15 protein-coding genes are annotated in these 14,248 nt (G+C 70.9%); 14 read left to right on the top strand and 1 reads right to left on the bottom strand.

From position 1 onward, the window contains the following. Positions 1-32: 32 nt before the first annotated feature. Positions 33-1,301: an amidohydrolase/deacetylase family metallohydrolase gene (locus ASF44_RS21530; protein ID WP_056901457.1), complete on the bottom strand. Its 1,269-nt coding sequence runs from the start codon at positions 1,299-1,301 to the stop codon at positions 33-35. 122 nt (positions 1,302-1,423) lie between these two features. Here ASF44_RS21530 and ASF44_RS21525 point away from each other — a divergent pair, with 122 nt between their 5' ends. The 14 genes from ASF44_RS21525 (at position 1,424) to ASF44_RS21465 (ending at position 14,165) form a co-directional block, all read left to right on the top strand. Further along, entirely contained in the window at positions 1,424-1,933 is a 510-nt protein-coding gene (locus tag ASF44_RS21525) for a MarR family winged helix-turn-helix transcriptional regulator (RefSeq protein WP_056901295.1), read from the top strand. 231 nt (positions 1,934-2,164) lie between these two features. After that, positions 2,165-2,920 (top strand): SDR family NAD(P)-dependent oxidoreductase, encoded by a 756-nt coding sequence (locus ASF44_RS21520; protein ID WP_056901294.1) that lies wholly within the window; start codon positions 2,165-2,167, stop codon positions 2,918-2,920. Positions 2,921-2,927: 7 nt separating this feature from the next. Further along, on the top strand, positions 2,928-3,902 hold the full coding sequence (locus ASF44_RS21515; protein ID WP_056901293.1) for an isopenicillin N synthase family oxygenase: 975 nt from the start codon (positions 2,928-2,930) through the stop codon (positions 3,900-3,902). A gap of 20 nt (positions 3,903-3,922) precedes the next feature. Next, on the top strand, positions 3,923-6,343 hold the full coding sequence (locus tag ASF44_RS21510) for a xanthine dehydrogenase family protein molybdopterin-binding subunit (protein WP_056901292.1): 2,421 nt from the start codon (positions 3,923-3,925) through the stop codon (positions 6,341-6,343). Next, on the top strand, positions 6,340-7,158 hold the full coding sequence (locus tag ASF44_RS21505) for a xanthine dehydrogenase family protein subunit M (RefSeq protein WP_056901291.1): 819 nt from the start codon (positions 6,340-6,342) through the stop codon (positions 7,156-7,158). The genes ASF44_RS21510 and ASF44_RS21505 overlap by 4 nt, the downstream gene beginning before the upstream one ends. Beyond that, complete coding sequence (locus ASF44_RS21500) at positions 7,155-7,688, top strand: (2Fe-2S)-binding protein (RefSeq protein WP_056901290.1); 534 nt, start codon at positions 7,155-7,157, stop codon at positions 7,686-7,688. Before ASF44_RS21505 ends, ASF44_RS21500 begins: the two co-directional genes overlap by 4 nt. Next, the gene (locus ASF44_RS21495) at positions 7,678-8,379 is read left to right on the top strand and encodes an SRPBCC family protein (RefSeq protein ID WP_056901289.1); all 702 of its coding nucleotides are present in this window, start codon (positions 7,678-7,680) and stop codon (positions 8,377-8,379) included. Before ASF44_RS21500 ends, ASF44_RS21495 begins: the two co-directional genes overlap by 11 nt. Before the next feature lie 39 nt (positions 8,380-8,418). Continuing rightward, positions 8,419-9,576 (top strand): ABC transporter substrate-binding protein, encoded by a 1,158-nt coding sequence (locus tag ASF44_RS21490; RefSeq protein ID WP_056901288.1) that lies wholly within the window; start codon positions 8,419-8,421, stop codon positions 9,574-9,576. 16 nt (positions 9,577-9,592) lie between these two features. Further along, on the top strand, positions 9,593-10,465 hold the full coding sequence (locus tag ASF44_RS21485) for a branched-chain amino acid ABC transporter permease (RefSeq protein WP_056901287.1): 873 nt from the start codon (positions 9,593-9,595) through the stop codon (positions 10,463-10,465). Further along, entirely contained in the window at positions 10,462-11,502 is a 1,041-nt protein-coding gene (locus ASF44_RS21480) for a branched-chain amino acid ABC transporter permease (RefSeq protein ID WP_056901286.1), read from the top strand. Before ASF44_RS21485 ends, ASF44_RS21480 begins: the two co-directional genes overlap by 4 nt. A gap of 241 nt (positions 11,503-11,743) precedes the next feature. Continuing rightward, positions 11,744-12,523 carry an ABC transporter ATP-binding protein gene (locus ASF44_RS21475; RefSeq protein ID WP_056901285.1) on the top strand — a complete coding sequence of 260 codons (780 nt, stop codon included), beginning with the start codon at positions 11,744-11,746 and terminating at the stop codon, positions 12,521-12,523. Continuing rightward, entirely contained in the window at positions 12,510-13,214 is a 705-nt protein-coding gene (locus tag ASF44_RS21470; protein ID WP_056901284.1) for an ABC transporter ATP-binding protein, read from the top strand. Before ASF44_RS21475 ends, ASF44_RS21470 begins: the two co-directional genes overlap by 14 nt. 131 nt (positions 13,215-13,345) lie before the next feature. Next, positions 13,346-13,495: a hypothetical protein gene (locus tag ASF44_RS31990; RefSeq protein WP_156374622.1), complete on the top strand. Its 150-nt coding sequence runs from the start codon at positions 13,346-13,348 to the stop codon at positions 13,493-13,495. A 37-nt stretch (positions 13,496-13,532) separates the two neighbouring features. Beyond that, complete coding sequence (locus ASF44_RS21465; protein ID WP_082524952.1) at positions 13,533-14,165, top strand: DedA family protein; 633 nt, start codon at positions 13,533-13,535, stop codon at positions 14,163-14,165. Positions 14,166-14,248: the final 83 nt, after the last annotated feature.

The raw sequence follows: 14,248 nt of genomic DNA, 5'->3' as shown, positions 1-14,248 counted from the left end.
CTCCAGCATCGGATGCAGCAGCGCAGCAAGCCTCATGCCGCCTGCGCCACCGGCAGGATGGAGGCGTCGGCCTCGAAGCGCCGCCCTGCGCGCAGGCAGAAGGCCGGCGTCAACAGCTGCTCGGCGATCACCTGCGTGCCCTCGTTGTCCGACATGCGCCAGCGTCCGCGCTCGTCGTTGAGCACGCTGACGTCGGCCACGCCGCCGACCTTCAGCGTGCCCAGCTCGCCTTCAATGCGCACCATGCGCGCCGCGTTGCGCGTGACCATGTCCACCACGTGCGCAAGCGGCAGGCCCAGCGCCAGCATGCTCGTCATGGCGGACACCAGGCTGAAGCGCGTCTTGCCCTTGAACAGGTGGTCCTCTTCGTCGGGGTGGCTGTCGGGCGTGCCGGCCGGCTGCGGCACGGCCGTGTTGTAGCCGTGCATGTCCGCGCCCAGCGTGTCGGGGAGGATGCCGGCGTCCAGCACGATGCGCGCGGTCTTGTAGCTGAAGTGCGAGCCGTGGCCCACGTCGATCTTGAGCCCGCGCGCCACCGCCTCGGGCACCAGCGGGTGCAGCTTGCCGTTCTCTTCCACGAAGCCGCCCGGGTGGCGGCTGAACGGGTGCGCCAGGATGTCGCCCGGTTTGAGCATCTCCACCACCTGGTTGAAGATCGAATCGGGGTTCACGGGCAGGCCGCCCTGGTCGGGCTTGGGCCACAGCTGGCCGAAGTGGATGTAGACCGGCAGCTCGGCCTCGCGGCCGATGCGCGAGGCGATGCGCATCACGTCCACGCCCCAGCGCGCGAAGCCGCCGATCTCGGCATGCGCCTTCAGGCCGCGCACCAGGTCGCGGTTCTGGCGCGCGGACTTCACGGTCGCGTCCACATCCAGGCAATCGGGCCGGTACATCTCGGGGTAGTAGTGGCCTTCCAGGCCGCCGACCAGGTAGGCCGACAGGAACGCCAACACGCGCGTGTGCGAGGGCTCGGACACGTACTGGCGGAACCCCGGCAGCGTGATGCAGCTCGGGCCGCCCTGGTCGATGAGCGTGGTCACGCCCGAGTGCACGCCGCACAGGTCGGCGTTCATGCCGAAGCGGCCCGTCACGCCCTGGTAGACGTGACCGTGCGTGTCGATCAGGCCGGGCAGCACCAGCTTGCCGCGGCAGTCCACGCGCTGGGCATCGGGCGGCACGGCGGCGCCCAGGTCGGCACCGATGGCGGCGATGCGCCCGTCGGTCACGAGTACATCGAACAGGCCGTCGCGGCCGGCCATGGGGTCGATCACCCGGCCCCCTTGCAGAACCATGCTGGTCATCATTCTTGCCTGCTTCCTGTGCAGTGGTGAAAACGGATAGGTGGTGTACCGCACAATTTGTGCCAGCCAGAAAGCGCCGATCTGGTGCAGGCGGCGCCACCCTGCGCAGCTAGACTTTGCGCATGACAGATCAAAACGATCCCTTGCCGGTGCGGGCCCAGCTGGACCACTACTGCGAGCGTTCCGCGCTGTTCGCCCGGCCCGGCTTCCTGATCCGCCGGCTGCACCAGATCCACACCTGGCTGTTCACCGAGGAGACCCAGCAATACAACGTCACGCCCGTGCAGTACAGCCTGCTGACCGTGCTGGCCGAGCACGGTGAGATGGACCAGAACACGCTGGCCTACGAGGTGGGCCTGGAGCGCACCAGCGTGGCCGAGGTGCTGCCGCGGCTGGAGGCGCGCGGCCTGGTCGAGCGCCGGCAGTCCGACGCCGACCGCCGCGTGAAGCTGGTGCGAATCGCGCGCAAGGGCCGCGCGCTGGCCAAGCGCATGGACGGCGCGGCCCAGCGCGCACACGACCGCACCATCGCCTACCTGCCCGAGAGCGAGCGCGAGCGCTTCATGCTGCAGCTGATCCAGCTCGTCGAGTCGCACAACGACGCCAGCGTGGTGCCCTGGAAGCTGCGCTGACCATCCCCCGATCCGGGGTGTGCCCCGTTTTGGTTTGAGGTGGGTGGCGGCGCGCCACATCGGTGCATTCCAACAAGGCGTTCCCCGTCCCATATATGTGGTGCACCACGTAGTTGGAAAGAAAAAACTTCTTTTTGTTTCAATGGCCTGGATCGGTAGCGGCAGCGTGACCCTGCGCTAGTGGCATGGCAGTTGCTCTGTCGCCGTGCAACACACAGGAGCACGGTGAACATGGGTCTGGAACAAGCGGTGGCGATCGTCACGGGCGCGGCACAGGGCATCGGATACGCCGTCGCGCAGCGCTTCGGCCAGCGCGGCGCCAAGGTCGTCGTCGCCGACCGCAGCGGCGCCGAAGAGGCCGCGCGCCGGCTGCGCGACCAGGGCGTCGCTGCACTGGGCGTTGCCGTCGATGTCTCCGACCCCGAACAGGTCGAGGCCATGGCCGCGCAGGCCGAGGCGCTGCATGGCCGCATCGACGTGCTGGTCAACAACGCCGGCATCTATTCCTCGCTGACACCCAAGCCCTTCGAGCAGCTCACGGTGCAGGACTGGCAGCAGGTGCTGGGCGTCAACGTGGTCGGCGTGTTCCTGGCCTGCAAGGCGGTGCTGCCGGCCTTCCTGCGCGCAGGCGGCGGGCGCATCGTCAACATCTCCTCGGGCGTGGCCTTCAAGGGCAACCCGGGCATGGCGCACTACGTGGCCAGCAAGGGCGCCGTGATCTCGCTCACGCGGGCGCTGGCCACGGAGCTGGGCGTGCACAAGGTGCTGGTCAACAGCGTGGCGCCGGGCTTCACGCTCAGCGACGGCGCGCTGGCCAACCCGGTGCTGGTCGAGGGCGTCAAGGGGCCGTCGCTGCGCGGCCGCGTGCTGGCGCGCGACATGCTGCCCGACGACGTGGTCGGCGCCATCGAGTTCTTTGCCGACGCTCCGTCGGCGTTCATCACCGGCCAGACGCTCGTCGTCGATGGCGGCGCGTATTTCCACTGAGGGCGCCATGACGACCAGCGCCATCCCCGTCATCGACCTGGCCGCTGCGCTGCAGGGCGGCGCCGACGAGCGCCTGCGCGCAGCCCGCGCCATGGAAGCGGCCTGCACCGACATCGGCTTCTTCACCATCCGTGGGCACGGCGTGCCGCTCGGCACCATCGATGCGCTGCGCGGCCACGCCAGGCACTTCTTCAACCTGCCGCCGGCGGCCAAGCGCGAGGCCGCGCCCGCAGACCCGGCCGTGCCGCGCGGCTGGCGCGCCCTGGGCTTCGACGCGCTCTCGCGCGGCAACGAAGCTGCCACCCCCGGCGACCTCAAGGAGTACTACCACTTCGGCCGCGAGCAATGGCCCGACGCGCCGTACTTCACGGGCGAGGAGGGCCGGCGCTACTTCATTCCCAACCGCTGGCCGGCCGCGCCCGCCGGTTTCGCCGAAGCCGCGGCCGCCTACTACGCGCACATGGAGCGCCTGACGGGCGAGATGATGTCGCTGGTCGCGCTGGCGCTGGGCATCCCCGAGGATTTCTTCGACGACAAGATCGATCGCCACATCACGGCGATGCGCATCAACTTCTACCCCGAGCAGAAGGTCGCGCCCGAGCCCGGCCAGCTGCGTGCCGGCGCCCACACCGACTACGGCCTCCTGACCATCCTCAACGGCGAGAACACCGCCGGTGGCCTGCAGGTGTGCACGCGCCAGGGCGACTGGCTGCCCGTGGAGACCGCACCCGACACCTTCGTCGTCAACATCGGCGACCTGCTGATGCGCTGGACCAACGACCGCTGGGTCTCCAACGTGCACCGCGTCGTCAACCCGCCGGCCGAGGCGGGTGCGGCCGCGCAGCGCATCTCCATCGCCTTCTTCCACCACCCCAACTACGACGCGCTGGTCGAGTGCGTGGCGCCGCCCGGCGAGGCCAGGTACCCGCCCGTGCGTTCGGGCGACTACCGCACCGAGAAATACCGCCAGACGCGCGTTTGACCCTCCAACGACCCCACCCGATGAACGCACCCACCTCGCCCCATCTGCTGCAGCCGACCGGTGTCTCCGCCGGCCAGGGCATCGGCCAGCGCGTGCAGCGCAAGGAAGACCAGCGCCTGCTGCTGGGCCGCGGCCAGTACGTCGGCGACATCCGCATGCCCGACATGCTGGACGTGGCCTTCGTGCGCGCGCCGCTGGCGCATGCGCGCATCGACGGCATCGCCAAGCCGGCCGGCTGCGAGGCCATGGTCTACACCATGGCCGACCTGGCGGGCGTGCAGCCCATCCTGGCCGCCTCGGCGCTGCCGGGCTTCAAGCGCTCGGTGCAATGGCCGCTCGCGCAGGACAAGGTCAGGCATGCCGGCGAACTGGTCGCGGCCTGCGTGGCGCCCACGCGCGCCCGGGCCGAAGACATCGCGGCAGCGGTCGAGGTCGATTACGCCGAACTGCCAGTGCTGGCCGACATGCATGCCGCCATGGCCTCGTCCACGCGGCTGCACGAGGACTGGGCCGACAACGTGTTCGCCGAGACCATGGTGGACCGCCAGATCGAAGCACGGGCCCCAGGCAGCGCGCCGACCCACACGGTCCGCCGCCAGCTGCGCACCTCGCGGCAGTGCATGGCGCCGCTCGAGGGCCGGGCCGTGCTGTGCTGGTGGGACCACCGCATGGACCAGCTCGTCATGTACTCGGCCGCCCAGCTGCCGCACATCAACCGCACGGGCCTGGCCGAGTGCCTGGGGCTGGACCAGGGCCAGGTGCGCGTGGTCTCGCCCGACGTGGGCGGCGGCTTCGGCTACAAGGGCATCCTCTTGCCCGAGGAGATCTGCTGCGCCTGGCTCGCGCGCCACCTGGGCCGCCCGGTCCGCTGGCTCGAAGACCGGCGCGAGCAGCTCGGCGCCAACGCCAACTGCCGCGAGCATGCCTACGACATCGCGGTCGAGGTCGAGGCCGACGGCCGCCTGGTCGGCATCGAATGCGATGCAGTGGTCGATTCGGGCGCCTACTCGTCTTACCCGTTCAGCGCCTGCCTGGAGGCCGCGCAGGTCGGCTCCATCCTGCCCGGCCCCTACAGGATGGACTGGTTCCGCTGCCGCACGCGCTCGGCCGCCACCAACAAGCCGCCGATCCTGCCGTACCGGGGCGTGGCGCGCACGGGCGTGTGCTTCGCGCTGGAACTGATGCTGGACGCCGCCGCGCGCGAACTCGGCATCGAGCCGCACGAACTGCGCCGCAGGAGCCTGGTGCCTGCCAGTGCCATGCCCTACACCAACATCACGAACAAGCTGTTCGATTCGGGCGACTACCAAGCCGCCATGGACCGGGCCGTGGCGGCGCTGGACTGGGAAGGCTGGCGCCGGCGCCAGCGCGCTGCCCACGCCACGCCCGATGGCCGCCCCGCCACGCGCCGCATCGGCCTGGGCCTGGCGGTGTTCTGCGAGCAGGGCGCCCACGGCACCTCGGTCTACCACGGCTGGGGCATTCCCATGGTGCCGGGCTACGAGCAGTGCGCCGCGCGCTTCACACCCGATGGCGTGCTGGAGCTGCGGCTGGGCGCGCACTCGCACGGCCAGGGCATGGAGACCTCGATGGCGCAGGTCGCGCACAGCGTGCTGGGCATCCCGATCGCCCAGGTGCGGCTGGTGCATGGCGACACCGCGCAGTCGCCGTACTCCACCGGCACCTGGGGCTCGCGCTGCGCCGTGATGTCGGGCGGCGCCGTGGGCACGGCCGCCAAGGCGCTGGCCGAGCGCATGCGCGCCATGGCCGCCGTGCTGCTGCAGGCGCCGGCCGAGACGCTGCGGCTGGAGGGCGGCAGCTTTCGCACCGCCGACGGCGCCGGCGCGCTGCCGCTGGCCGAGATCGCACGCACCTGGTACCGCGCGCCGCAGAAGATCCCGCCCGGCATCGACCCGGGTGGCCTGGAGGTCGTGGTGGGCTACAAGACCCAGCCCGACACCGGCACCTTCAGCTATGCCTGCCACGCCTGCGCGGTCGAGGTCGACAGCGCCACCGGCCAGGTGCGCCTGCTCGACTACGCGATCTGCGAGGACGGCGGCGTGCTGCTGAACCCCATGATCGTCGAGGGCCAGCTGATCGGCGGCCTGGCGCAGGGCATCGGCACCGCGCTCTACGAGGAGATGCCGTTCGACGCCGAGGGCCAGCCGCTGGCCTCCACGCTGGCCGACTACATCCTGCCCGGCGCCGGCGAGATGCCGCCGCTCAAGGTGCTGCACATGGAGACGCCGAGCCCGCACACGCTGTTCGGCCAGAAGGGCATCGGCGAGGGCGGGGCCATCGCGCCGCCGGCCGCCATCGTCAACGCCGTCAACGACGCGCTGAGCGCCCTGGGTGCCGAGCTGACCGCATGCCCGGCCAGCCCCGACCGCGTGCTGGCCGCGCTGGCCGCCGCCCGGTCCGCCAAGGAGGCCCGCGCATGAAGGCCGCTGCCTACACCCTGGAGCGGCCCGACGCGCTGGCCGCGCTCACCGCTCGCCTGGCCGATGGGGGTTGGGGCGTCAAGCCCATTGCCGGCGGCCAGTCGCTGGGCGCGATGCTGAACCTGCGCCTGGCCCAGCCCGAAACGCTGCTGGACCTGGACGCGCTGGCCGAGCTGCGCGCCGTGCACGAGACGGCCGACGCCGTGCGCTTCGGCGCCATGGTCACGCACGCCCAGATCGAGGACGGCAAGGTGCCCGACCCCACGCGCGGCCTGATGCCCTTCGTGGCCCGCGGCATCGCCTACCGCGCCGTGCGCAACCGCGGCACGCTGGGCGGCAGCCTGTGCCATGCCGATCCGGCGGCCGACTGGGTCAACGCCATGCCGCTGCTGGGCGCCACGTGCCTGCTGGCCGGCCCCGATGGCGCGCGCGAAGTGCCGGCCGCCGACTTCATGGCCACGGCCTTCGAGACCGCCCTGGGCGAGGGCGAGCTGCTGGCCGCCGTGCAGGTGCCGCGCCGCCCGGCCGGCACGCGCTGGGCGTGGCGCAAGTTCTGCCGCAAGACCGGCGAGTTCGCCAACGCGCTGGCCGCCTGCCTGCTGGACCCGTCCGACGGCACCGAGCGCGTGGTGCTCGGCGCGCTGGATGGCGCGCCGCGCGTGGTGGAGGGCGCCGGCCTGCTCGCGCGCCTGGCGTCGGACGCCGAGCGCGCGCGCTGGCTGGCCGCGCAGGACCTGGGCCTGGACGACACCCGCCAATCCATGCTGGCCGAGATGCTGCGGCTGGCCCTGCGCGACCTGGAGACCGCACGATGAACACGCCCTTCCTCGACTTCCCCCCCGTCGCCACCGAGCGCATCGCACTCGACGTGAACGGCCGCAGGCACACGCTCGAACTGGAGCCGCGCACCCACCTGGCCGACGCGTTGCGCGAGCACTGCGGCCTCACCGCCACGCACCTGGGCTGCGAGCACGGTGTCTGCGGCGCCTGCACCGTCGAGGTGGACGGCGCACCGCAGCGCAGCTGCCTGCAGTCGGCCGTGCGCTTCGTCGGCCGCAGCGTGCGCACGCTGGAGGCCTTCGACGACGACGCCGTCATGGCGCAGCTGCGCGCCGCCTTCTCGGCCGAGCACGCGCTGCAGTGCGGCTACTGCACGCCCGGCATGCTGATGACCGCGCGCGACATCGTGCTGCGGCTGCCGCAGGCCGACGAGGCGCGCATCCGCGAGGAGCTGGCCGGCAACCTGTGCCGCTGCACGGGTTACCAGGGCATCGTGCTGGCGATCCAGCGCGTGCTGCGCGAGCGCGCCAACACCACCCCCCAGGAGGCCGCGCATGCAGCTTGAGCAATCCTTCACCCTGGCCGCCGAACCCGCGCGCGTGTGGCAGGCCTTCCACGACGTGCGCCTGCTGGTCGGATGCCTGCCCGGTGCGTCGATCAAGGCCGATGCCGAGATCGCCCACATCGAACAGGGCGCCGAGATCCCGCTGCTGTTCAAGGTCAAGCTCGGCCCCATCGCCGCCGGCTTCGCGGGCCAGGGGCAGCTGGTGCTGGACGAGGCAAGCCAGGGCGGCAGCTTCGCCGGCGGCGCCGTCGACGCCAAGACCAACAGCCGGGTGAAGGGCCAGGCCCGCTTCGCGCTGCTGCCCGATGCCGTCGGCACGCGCGTGACGCTGGCCGTCGAGTTCGCCATCACCGGCGCGCTCGCGCAGTTCAGCCGCGAAGGCATCGTGCGCGCGCTGGCCGAGCAACTGACCAAACAGTTCGCCGACAACCTGCAGGCACGGCTGCCGCAGGCCGCGCAGGCACCTGCCGCGCAGGCCGGTCAGCCGCAGACCACGGAGCCGCAGTCCGCCGAGTCGCTCGCGGCCGCGGCCTCGGTCGCCTGCGCGCCCACGGTCTTCCCCGCGGCCTTGCCGGCCACCGCGGCGCCCGCGAGCACGCCGCGCGCCGCCGCGCCGACGCCGGACGCGGCCATCGACCTCTGGAGCCTGCTCAAGCTCTGGTTCCGTGGCCTGTTCGCGCGCCGCGGCTGATCTCGCCCCGATTCCCAACCGTCCCAAGGAAGCATCGCCATGACCTCGCCCAACACCTTGCGCAGTGCGCTGGCCGCCGCCAGCCTCGTCGCCCTCGCCGTCCCCACGCTCGCGCAAGACACCATCAAGATCGGCGTCACGCAGCCGCTGACCGGGCCGGTGGCCGCCTCGGGCACCTACGTGACCAACGGCGCGCGCATCGCGGCCGAGATCATCAACAAGAAGGGCGGCGTGCTCGGCAAGCAGATCGAGCTCGTGGTCGAGGACAACAAGTCCAACCCGCGCGAGGCCGTCAACTCGGTCGAGAAGCTGATCCTCAAGGACAAGGTGCCGGTGCTGATGGGCGCCTGGAGCTCCACCTTCACGCTGGCGGTGATGCCCAAGCTCATGGAGTACGGCGTGCCCATGGTGGTCGAGACCGCGTCCTCGGGCAAGATCACCACGGCCGGCAATCCCTGGATCTTCCGCATCAGCCCGACCTCGGCCATGGAGGCGATGGCGTTCGGCAAGAAGCTGGAGTCGTTCAGCCCGGCGATCAGGAAGGTCGATTTCCTGTCGGTCAACAACGATTGGGGCCTGGGCGCGGCCACCGAGTTCAAGAAGATGTTCGAGGCCAAAGGCGTGGCCGTGGGCCGCACCGAGACCATGGCGCCGGACGCGACCGACCTGTCGGCCCAGCTGGCCGCGCTGAAGGCCACGGGCGCCGACACCGTGATCGTCACCTCCGGCATCGAGCAGCTCACGCTGGCCATCCGCCAGGCCGGCGAGCAGCGCCTGCCGCAGCGCATCATCACCACGGGCGGCTCCTTCCCCGAGCCGCTGCTCAAGACGCCCGGCCCCAAGGGCTATGCCAGCCAGCACCTGCTGTTCTTCGCGCCCTGGGAAGTGCAGCGTGCGCAGTACCCCTCGGTGGCCAAGGAGTTCGCCGACGCCTGGGATGCGCGCAAGCTCGACTTCGCCGGCCAGACCGAGGGCTTCCGCGGCTACGACGGCATCCTGACCATCGTCGAGGCCATCCGCACCGCCGGCAAGGCCGAGCCCGCCGCGATCCGCGATGCGCTGTGGAAGGTGCAGGTCAAGGGCGTCAATGGCGACGTGCACTTCGTCAAGGAAGGCCCGGCCGGCAAGGAGAGCGGCCAGAACGAGCCCAGCATCTACGTCGTCGAACTCAAAGACGGCCAGGTCTCCGTCAAGTAACCCATAGGGCACCGGCGTGGACCAGTTCCTCCAACACCTCTTGAACGGCCTCGTGCTCGGGGCCACCTATGCGCTGCTGGGGATCGGCCTGACGCTGATCTTCGGCATCATGAAGGTGGTCAACATGGCGCACGGCGAGCTGTACACGCTGGGTGCCTACGTGGCCTTCGGCTTCGTGTCGCTGCTGGGCCTGAACTACTTCGGCTCGGTGCTGATGGCCGCCGCAGTCGGCCTGGCGGCCGGCGCGGCCATCGAATGGCTGCTGCTGCGCCGGCGCAACCTCGCGGCCATCGACGAGGTCATGCTGATCATGATCGGCGTGATGATCGTGCTGCAGAACGCCGAGCTGCTGGCCTGGGGCGGCGTGGCCAAGGCCGTGCCTTCGCCATTCTCGCAGGAGCCCATCGTGTTCGGCGCGGTCTCGGTCTCGCCGATCCGGCTGTTCGTGCTGTGCATGGCGCTGGTGCTGCTGGTGGCCTTCTACCTGCTGATCGAGCGCTCGCGCCTGGGCCTGTCGATGCGCGCCACCTTCCAGGACAAGGACGCCGCCAAGATCGTCGGCGTCAACGTCTCGCGCATCTACACGCTGACCTTCGCGCTGGGCTCGTGCCTGGCGGCGGTGGCCGGCGCGCTGCTGGCACCGGTGTTCGTGGTCAACCCGACCATGGGCGACCTGGCCAGCCTGAAGGCCTTCGCCATCGTGATCCTGGGCGGCCTCGGAAACCTGGCCGGCGCCGCGCTGGGCGGTTTCGCGCTGGCGCTGATCGAGGAGTTCGGCGCCGGCTACATCTCCACGGCCTACCGCGATGCGATCGGCTTCCTGGTGATCCTGGGCGTGATGCTGTTGCGGCCCCAGGGCCTGTTCGTCATGAAGGAGCGCGTCGGATGAAGTCGTCCGTCCTGTTGTTCGCCGCCAGCGTGCTGGTGCTGGCCGGGCTGCCGTTCTGGTGGCCCGATCCCTATGTGCTGTCGGTCGTCGCCTCGGCCGGCATCTTCATCGTCGCGGCCATCAGCCTGAACCTGCTGCTGGGCTACACCGGCCAGCTGAGCCTGGGCCATGTCGCCTTCTTCGGCATCGGCGCGTACACCAGCGCGCTGCTGTCGCTGGGGTTCGACGTGTCGCTGCCCGGGCTGGATGCGCCCTTCGTCGTCACGCCCAAGCCCGTCTGGCTGGCCTTCGCCAGCGGCATCGTGGTGGCGGGCCTGTTCGGCTGGCTGGTCGGCAAGCTGGCCTTCCGGGTGCGCGGCGCCTACTTCGTGATCGTGACGATCAGCTTCGCGCAGGTCATGCGCATGGTGGCCACCAACTGGGTCGACCTGACCGAAGGCCCGATGGCGCTCAACAACATCCCGCCGCTCACGCTGTGGACGCCCGGCGGCGTGGTCGACCTCGTGACCAAGGCGCAGACCTACTGGCTGGTGCTGGCCGTGGCCGTGCTGGCCTGGCTGCTGGTGGCGGCGCTGGTGCGCAGCCGCACCGGCCGCGCCATGGTGGCGCTGCGCGAGAACGAGACGCTGGCGCGCTCCATCGGCGTGCCGGTCACGCACTACCTGCGCATCGCGGCCGTCGGCGCCGCCGCCATCGCGGGCGCCGCGGGCGGGCTGTATGCGCACACCGTGCGCATCATCGACCCCGACGTGTTCATGTTCATGTTCACCATCACCATGGTGATCATGGTCATCGTCGGCGGCAAGGGCACGCTGGCCGGGCCGGTGGTGGGCGGGCTGCTGTTCGGCCTGTTGCCCGAGCTGCTGCGCGGCACGCTGCGGCCCGAGGTGCAGTGGATGCTGTATGGCGCGCTGATGATCGTGATCCTGGTGTTCATGCCGCGGGGCATCGTGCCTTCGGTGTCAGGCTTGTTCCGCAAGCGGCCTGCGCGCCCGGTGGCCATTCCACCCGTCGCCGTGGCTGGGGAGCCGACATGATGGGTTGCGCCAAGACGGCGGCAGCGTGCCTGCGTTCTCCAGCCCACGCTCGCGGAAACCGGCAGTGGCATGCAGGACACACGCCCTTGAACACCGACGGCGCGCCAGATGCGCATCTCGCCGTCGCGAATGGGGCCTGCGCCCGCGAGCGTGCCCCGGAGAACGCGTGTCTGCGCCGCCTGCCGTCTGGGCCACAACCCTCGCGCACCACCTGCAAAAACCACCACAGGGACATAAAAGCATGAGCGAAGTCCTGCGACTCGAAGGGGTCACGGTCCAGATCGCCGGCCTGCGCGCCGTCGACCAGCTGAGCTTCGCCGTCGAAGCCGGCCAGATCGTGAGCCTGATCGGCCCCAACGGCGCCGGCAAGACCACCACCTTCAACGCGATCTCCGGCTACATGCGGCCCACCGCCGGCCGCGTGCTGCTGTTCGGCGAGGACGTGACGGGCCAATCGCCCGACCGCATCGCCCAGCGCGGCCTGGTGCGCAGCTTCCAGCGCACCAGCGTGTTCGCGGGCTGCACGGTGTTCGACAACATCCTCACGGGCCTGCACCTGCGCGGATCGAGCGGCGTACTGCAGGCCTTGCTGCGCGGCGCAGGTTTCCGGCGCGAGGAAGACAGGCTGCGCGAACAGGCGCGCGAGATGCTGGGCTTCCTCGGCCTGCAATCGCGTGCCGACGAGCTGGCCAGCAACCTCTCGTACGGCGACCAGCGGCTGCTGGGCGTGGGCCTGGCGCTGGCCGCGCAGCCGCGCGTGCTGCTGCTGGACGAGCCGGCCGCGGGCCTGAACCCGTCGGAGACCGAGGCCTTCAAGCAGATGGTGCGCCGCATCCGCGACAGCGGCGTCACCGTGCTGCTGGTGGAGCACGACATGCACATGGTGATGTCGATCTCCGACCACATCGTGGTGCTGAACCACGGCAAGCTCATCGCCACCGGCGGCCCCCAGGCCATCCAGCAGGACCCGGAAGTCATTCGCGCCTACCTCGGATCGGGGCTGCAGCATGCTCAAGCTTGAACAAGTCTCCGTGCGCTACGGCGCCACCCTGGGCGTGGACCACGTCTCGCTCGAAGTGCAGGAAGGCGAGCTGGTCACGCTGATCGGCGCCAACGGCGCCGGCAAGTCGACCACGCTGCGCGCCATCAGCGGGCTGGAGCCGCTGGCCGGCGGCAGCATCCACTTCGACGGCCACAGGATCTCCGGCGCCATGCCGGCGCAGATCATCGACCGCGGCATCGCACACTGCCCCGAGGGCCGGCGCGTGTTCCCGCAGCTCTCGGTGCGCGAGAACCTGGAGATGGGCGGCTACCGCCGCACGGACCGCCAGCGCATGCGCCAGGACATGGAGCACATGTTCGACAAGTTCCCGCGCCTGCGCGAGCGCAGCGGCCAGGCCGCGGGCACGCTGTCGGGTGGCGAGCAGCAGATGCTGGCGATCGCGCGCGCGTTGATGTCGCGCCCGCGGCTGGTGATGTTCGACGAGCCCTCGCTGGGCCTGGCGCCCAACTTCGTGGAGATGATCTTCGCGCTGGTGCAGGAGGTGCGGCGCGAGGGAACGACGGTGCTCATGGTCGAGCAGAACGCCTACGCGGCGCTGCAGATGTGCAACCGCGCCTACCTGTTGACCAACGGCCGGGTCGTCAGCCAGGGCACGGGCGCGGACATGCTGGCCAACGAAGGCGTCAGGACGGCCTACCTGGGCGGCTGAGGGCGCCGCCGGCGGACTGCGCGCGGGCCGCCGCGCGCTTTATTTGGGGCGTTTGTGCGCTTTTCCGCGAACAGTGCGTTGCTCCGCATGGGATTTATCGCGCGCGCAGGGCGGCATACAGTCCTCCCATCATGAAAAAGACCCTCGTCCTGACCATTGCCGCCCTCGGTGCCGTTGCCAACATCGCCTGGGCCGGCAGCACGCTGTCCACCTCCACGTCGCCGTCGACGTCCCACCCGCCGCTGCAGTGCGCCTGCGTGATGGGCGGCCCGGCCGCCTGAGCCTTTCCCCTCGCCAGATCCCAAGGAGCCCCACACCATGCAAGCCCTGACGTCACTGATGGCCGCGTACGGGCTCGCGCTCGTCTTCGCCGTCACGCTGGCGGCACGGGCGGGCGTGCCGCTGCCGGCCGCGCCCCTGCTGGTGGTGGCCGGCGGCGCGGCCGTCGCCGCACCGGGCGGCCTGGTGCAGATGTGGCTGCCCGCGCTGGCGGTGGCCATCCTGGCCAATGTGCTGGGCGACGTGGTCTGGTACCTGGCGGGCCGGCGCTATGGCCACCGTGTCATGCGCCTGCTGGCCCGGTTTTCGCCGTCGCGCGGCGCCCATGCAGCCGGCAGCGGAGCGCCTGCGGCCCACTGGGGCGGCGGCGCGCTGCTGGCCGCCAAGTTCGTGCCGGGCGTGTCGGTCGTCGCCGCGCCGATGGCCGGCGCGCTGGGCATGTCGATGCGGCGCTTCCTGCTCACCGACACGCTGGCCAGCGCCATCTGGTCGGCGCTGTACCTGGCCCTGGGTGCGGTGTTCAGCCGCCAGCTCGGCGCCGTGCTGGAGGCACTGGCCGGCGCGGGCCTAGTGCTCGCCCTGGCCGCGGCAGCCGGCCTGGCCGGCTTCTTCGCCTGGCGCTGGTGGCAGCGCCACGGCGCGCTGGCCTCGACGGTCGGCCAGGTCAGCTGAGGCGGGCCGCTCGCCCCGACCCTGGAATCAAGACGCGGCGTCGCAGCGCGCGCGCCGCCAGGCACCGGGCGTGGTGATGGTCG

It is taken from the genome of Pseudorhodoferax sp. Leaf274, assembly GCF_001422445.1.
Lineage (GTDB): Bacteria > Pseudomonadota > Gammaproteobacteria > Burkholderiales > Burkholderiaceae_C > Pseudorhodoferax.
This window is presented reverse-complemented; position numbering and strand designations above follow the sequence as displayed.

Coding starts and splice junctions, on each gene's coding strand:
- ASF44_RS21490 (WP_056901288.1), top strand. CDS start 8,419: ATGACCTCGCCCAACACCTTGCGCAGTGCGCTGGCCGCCGCCAGCCTC.
- ASF44_RS21510 (WP_056901292.1), top strand. CDS start 3,923: ATGAACGCACCCACCTCGCCCCATCTGCTGCAGCCGACCGGTGTCTCC.
- ASF44_RS21530 (WP_056901457.1), bottom strand. CDS start 1,301: ATGACCAGCATGGTTCTGCAAGGGGGCCGGGTGATCGACCCCATGGCC.
- ASF44_RS21475 (WP_056901285.1), top strand. CDS start 11,744: ATGAGCGAAGTCCTGCGACTCGAAGGGGTCACGGTCCAGATCGCCGGC.
- ASF44_RS21505 (WP_056901291.1), top strand. CDS start 6,340: ATGAAGGCCGCTGCCTACACCCTGGAGCGGCCCGACGCGCTGGCCGCG.
- ASF44_RS21525 (WP_056901295.1), top strand. CDS start 1,424: ATGACAGATCAAAACGATCCCTTGCCGGTGCGGGCCCAGCTGGACCAC.
- ASF44_RS31990 (WP_156374622.1), top strand. CDS start 13,346: ATGAAAAAGACCCTCGTCCTGACCATTGCCGCCCTCGGTGCCGTTGCC.
- ASF44_RS21515 (WP_056901293.1), top strand. CDS start 2,928: ATGACGACCAGCGCCATCCCCGTCATCGACCTGGCCGCTGCGCTGCAG.
- ASF44_RS21495 (WP_056901289.1), top strand. CDS start 7,678: ATGCAGCTTGAGCAATCCTTCACCCTGGCCGCCGAACCCGCGCGCGTG.
- ASF44_RS21470 (WP_056901284.1), top strand. CDS start 12,510: ATGCTCAAGCTTGAACAAGTCTCCGTGCGCTACGGCGCCACCCTGGGC.
- ASF44_RS21465 (WP_082524952.1), top strand. CDS start 13,533: ATGCAAGCCCTGACGTCACTGATGGCCGCGTACGGGCTCGCGCTCGTC.
- ASF44_RS21520 (WP_056901294.1), top strand. CDS start 2,165: ATGGGTCTGGAACAAGCGGTGGCGATCGTCACGGGCGCGGCACAGGGC.
- ASF44_RS21480 (WP_056901286.1), top strand. CDS start 10,462: ATGAAGTCGTCCGTCCTGTTGTTCGCCGCCAGCGTGCTGGTGCTGGCC.
- ASF44_RS21500 (WP_056901290.1), top strand. CDS start 7,155: ATGAACACGCCCTTCCTCGACTTCCCCCCCGTCGCCACCGAGCGCATC.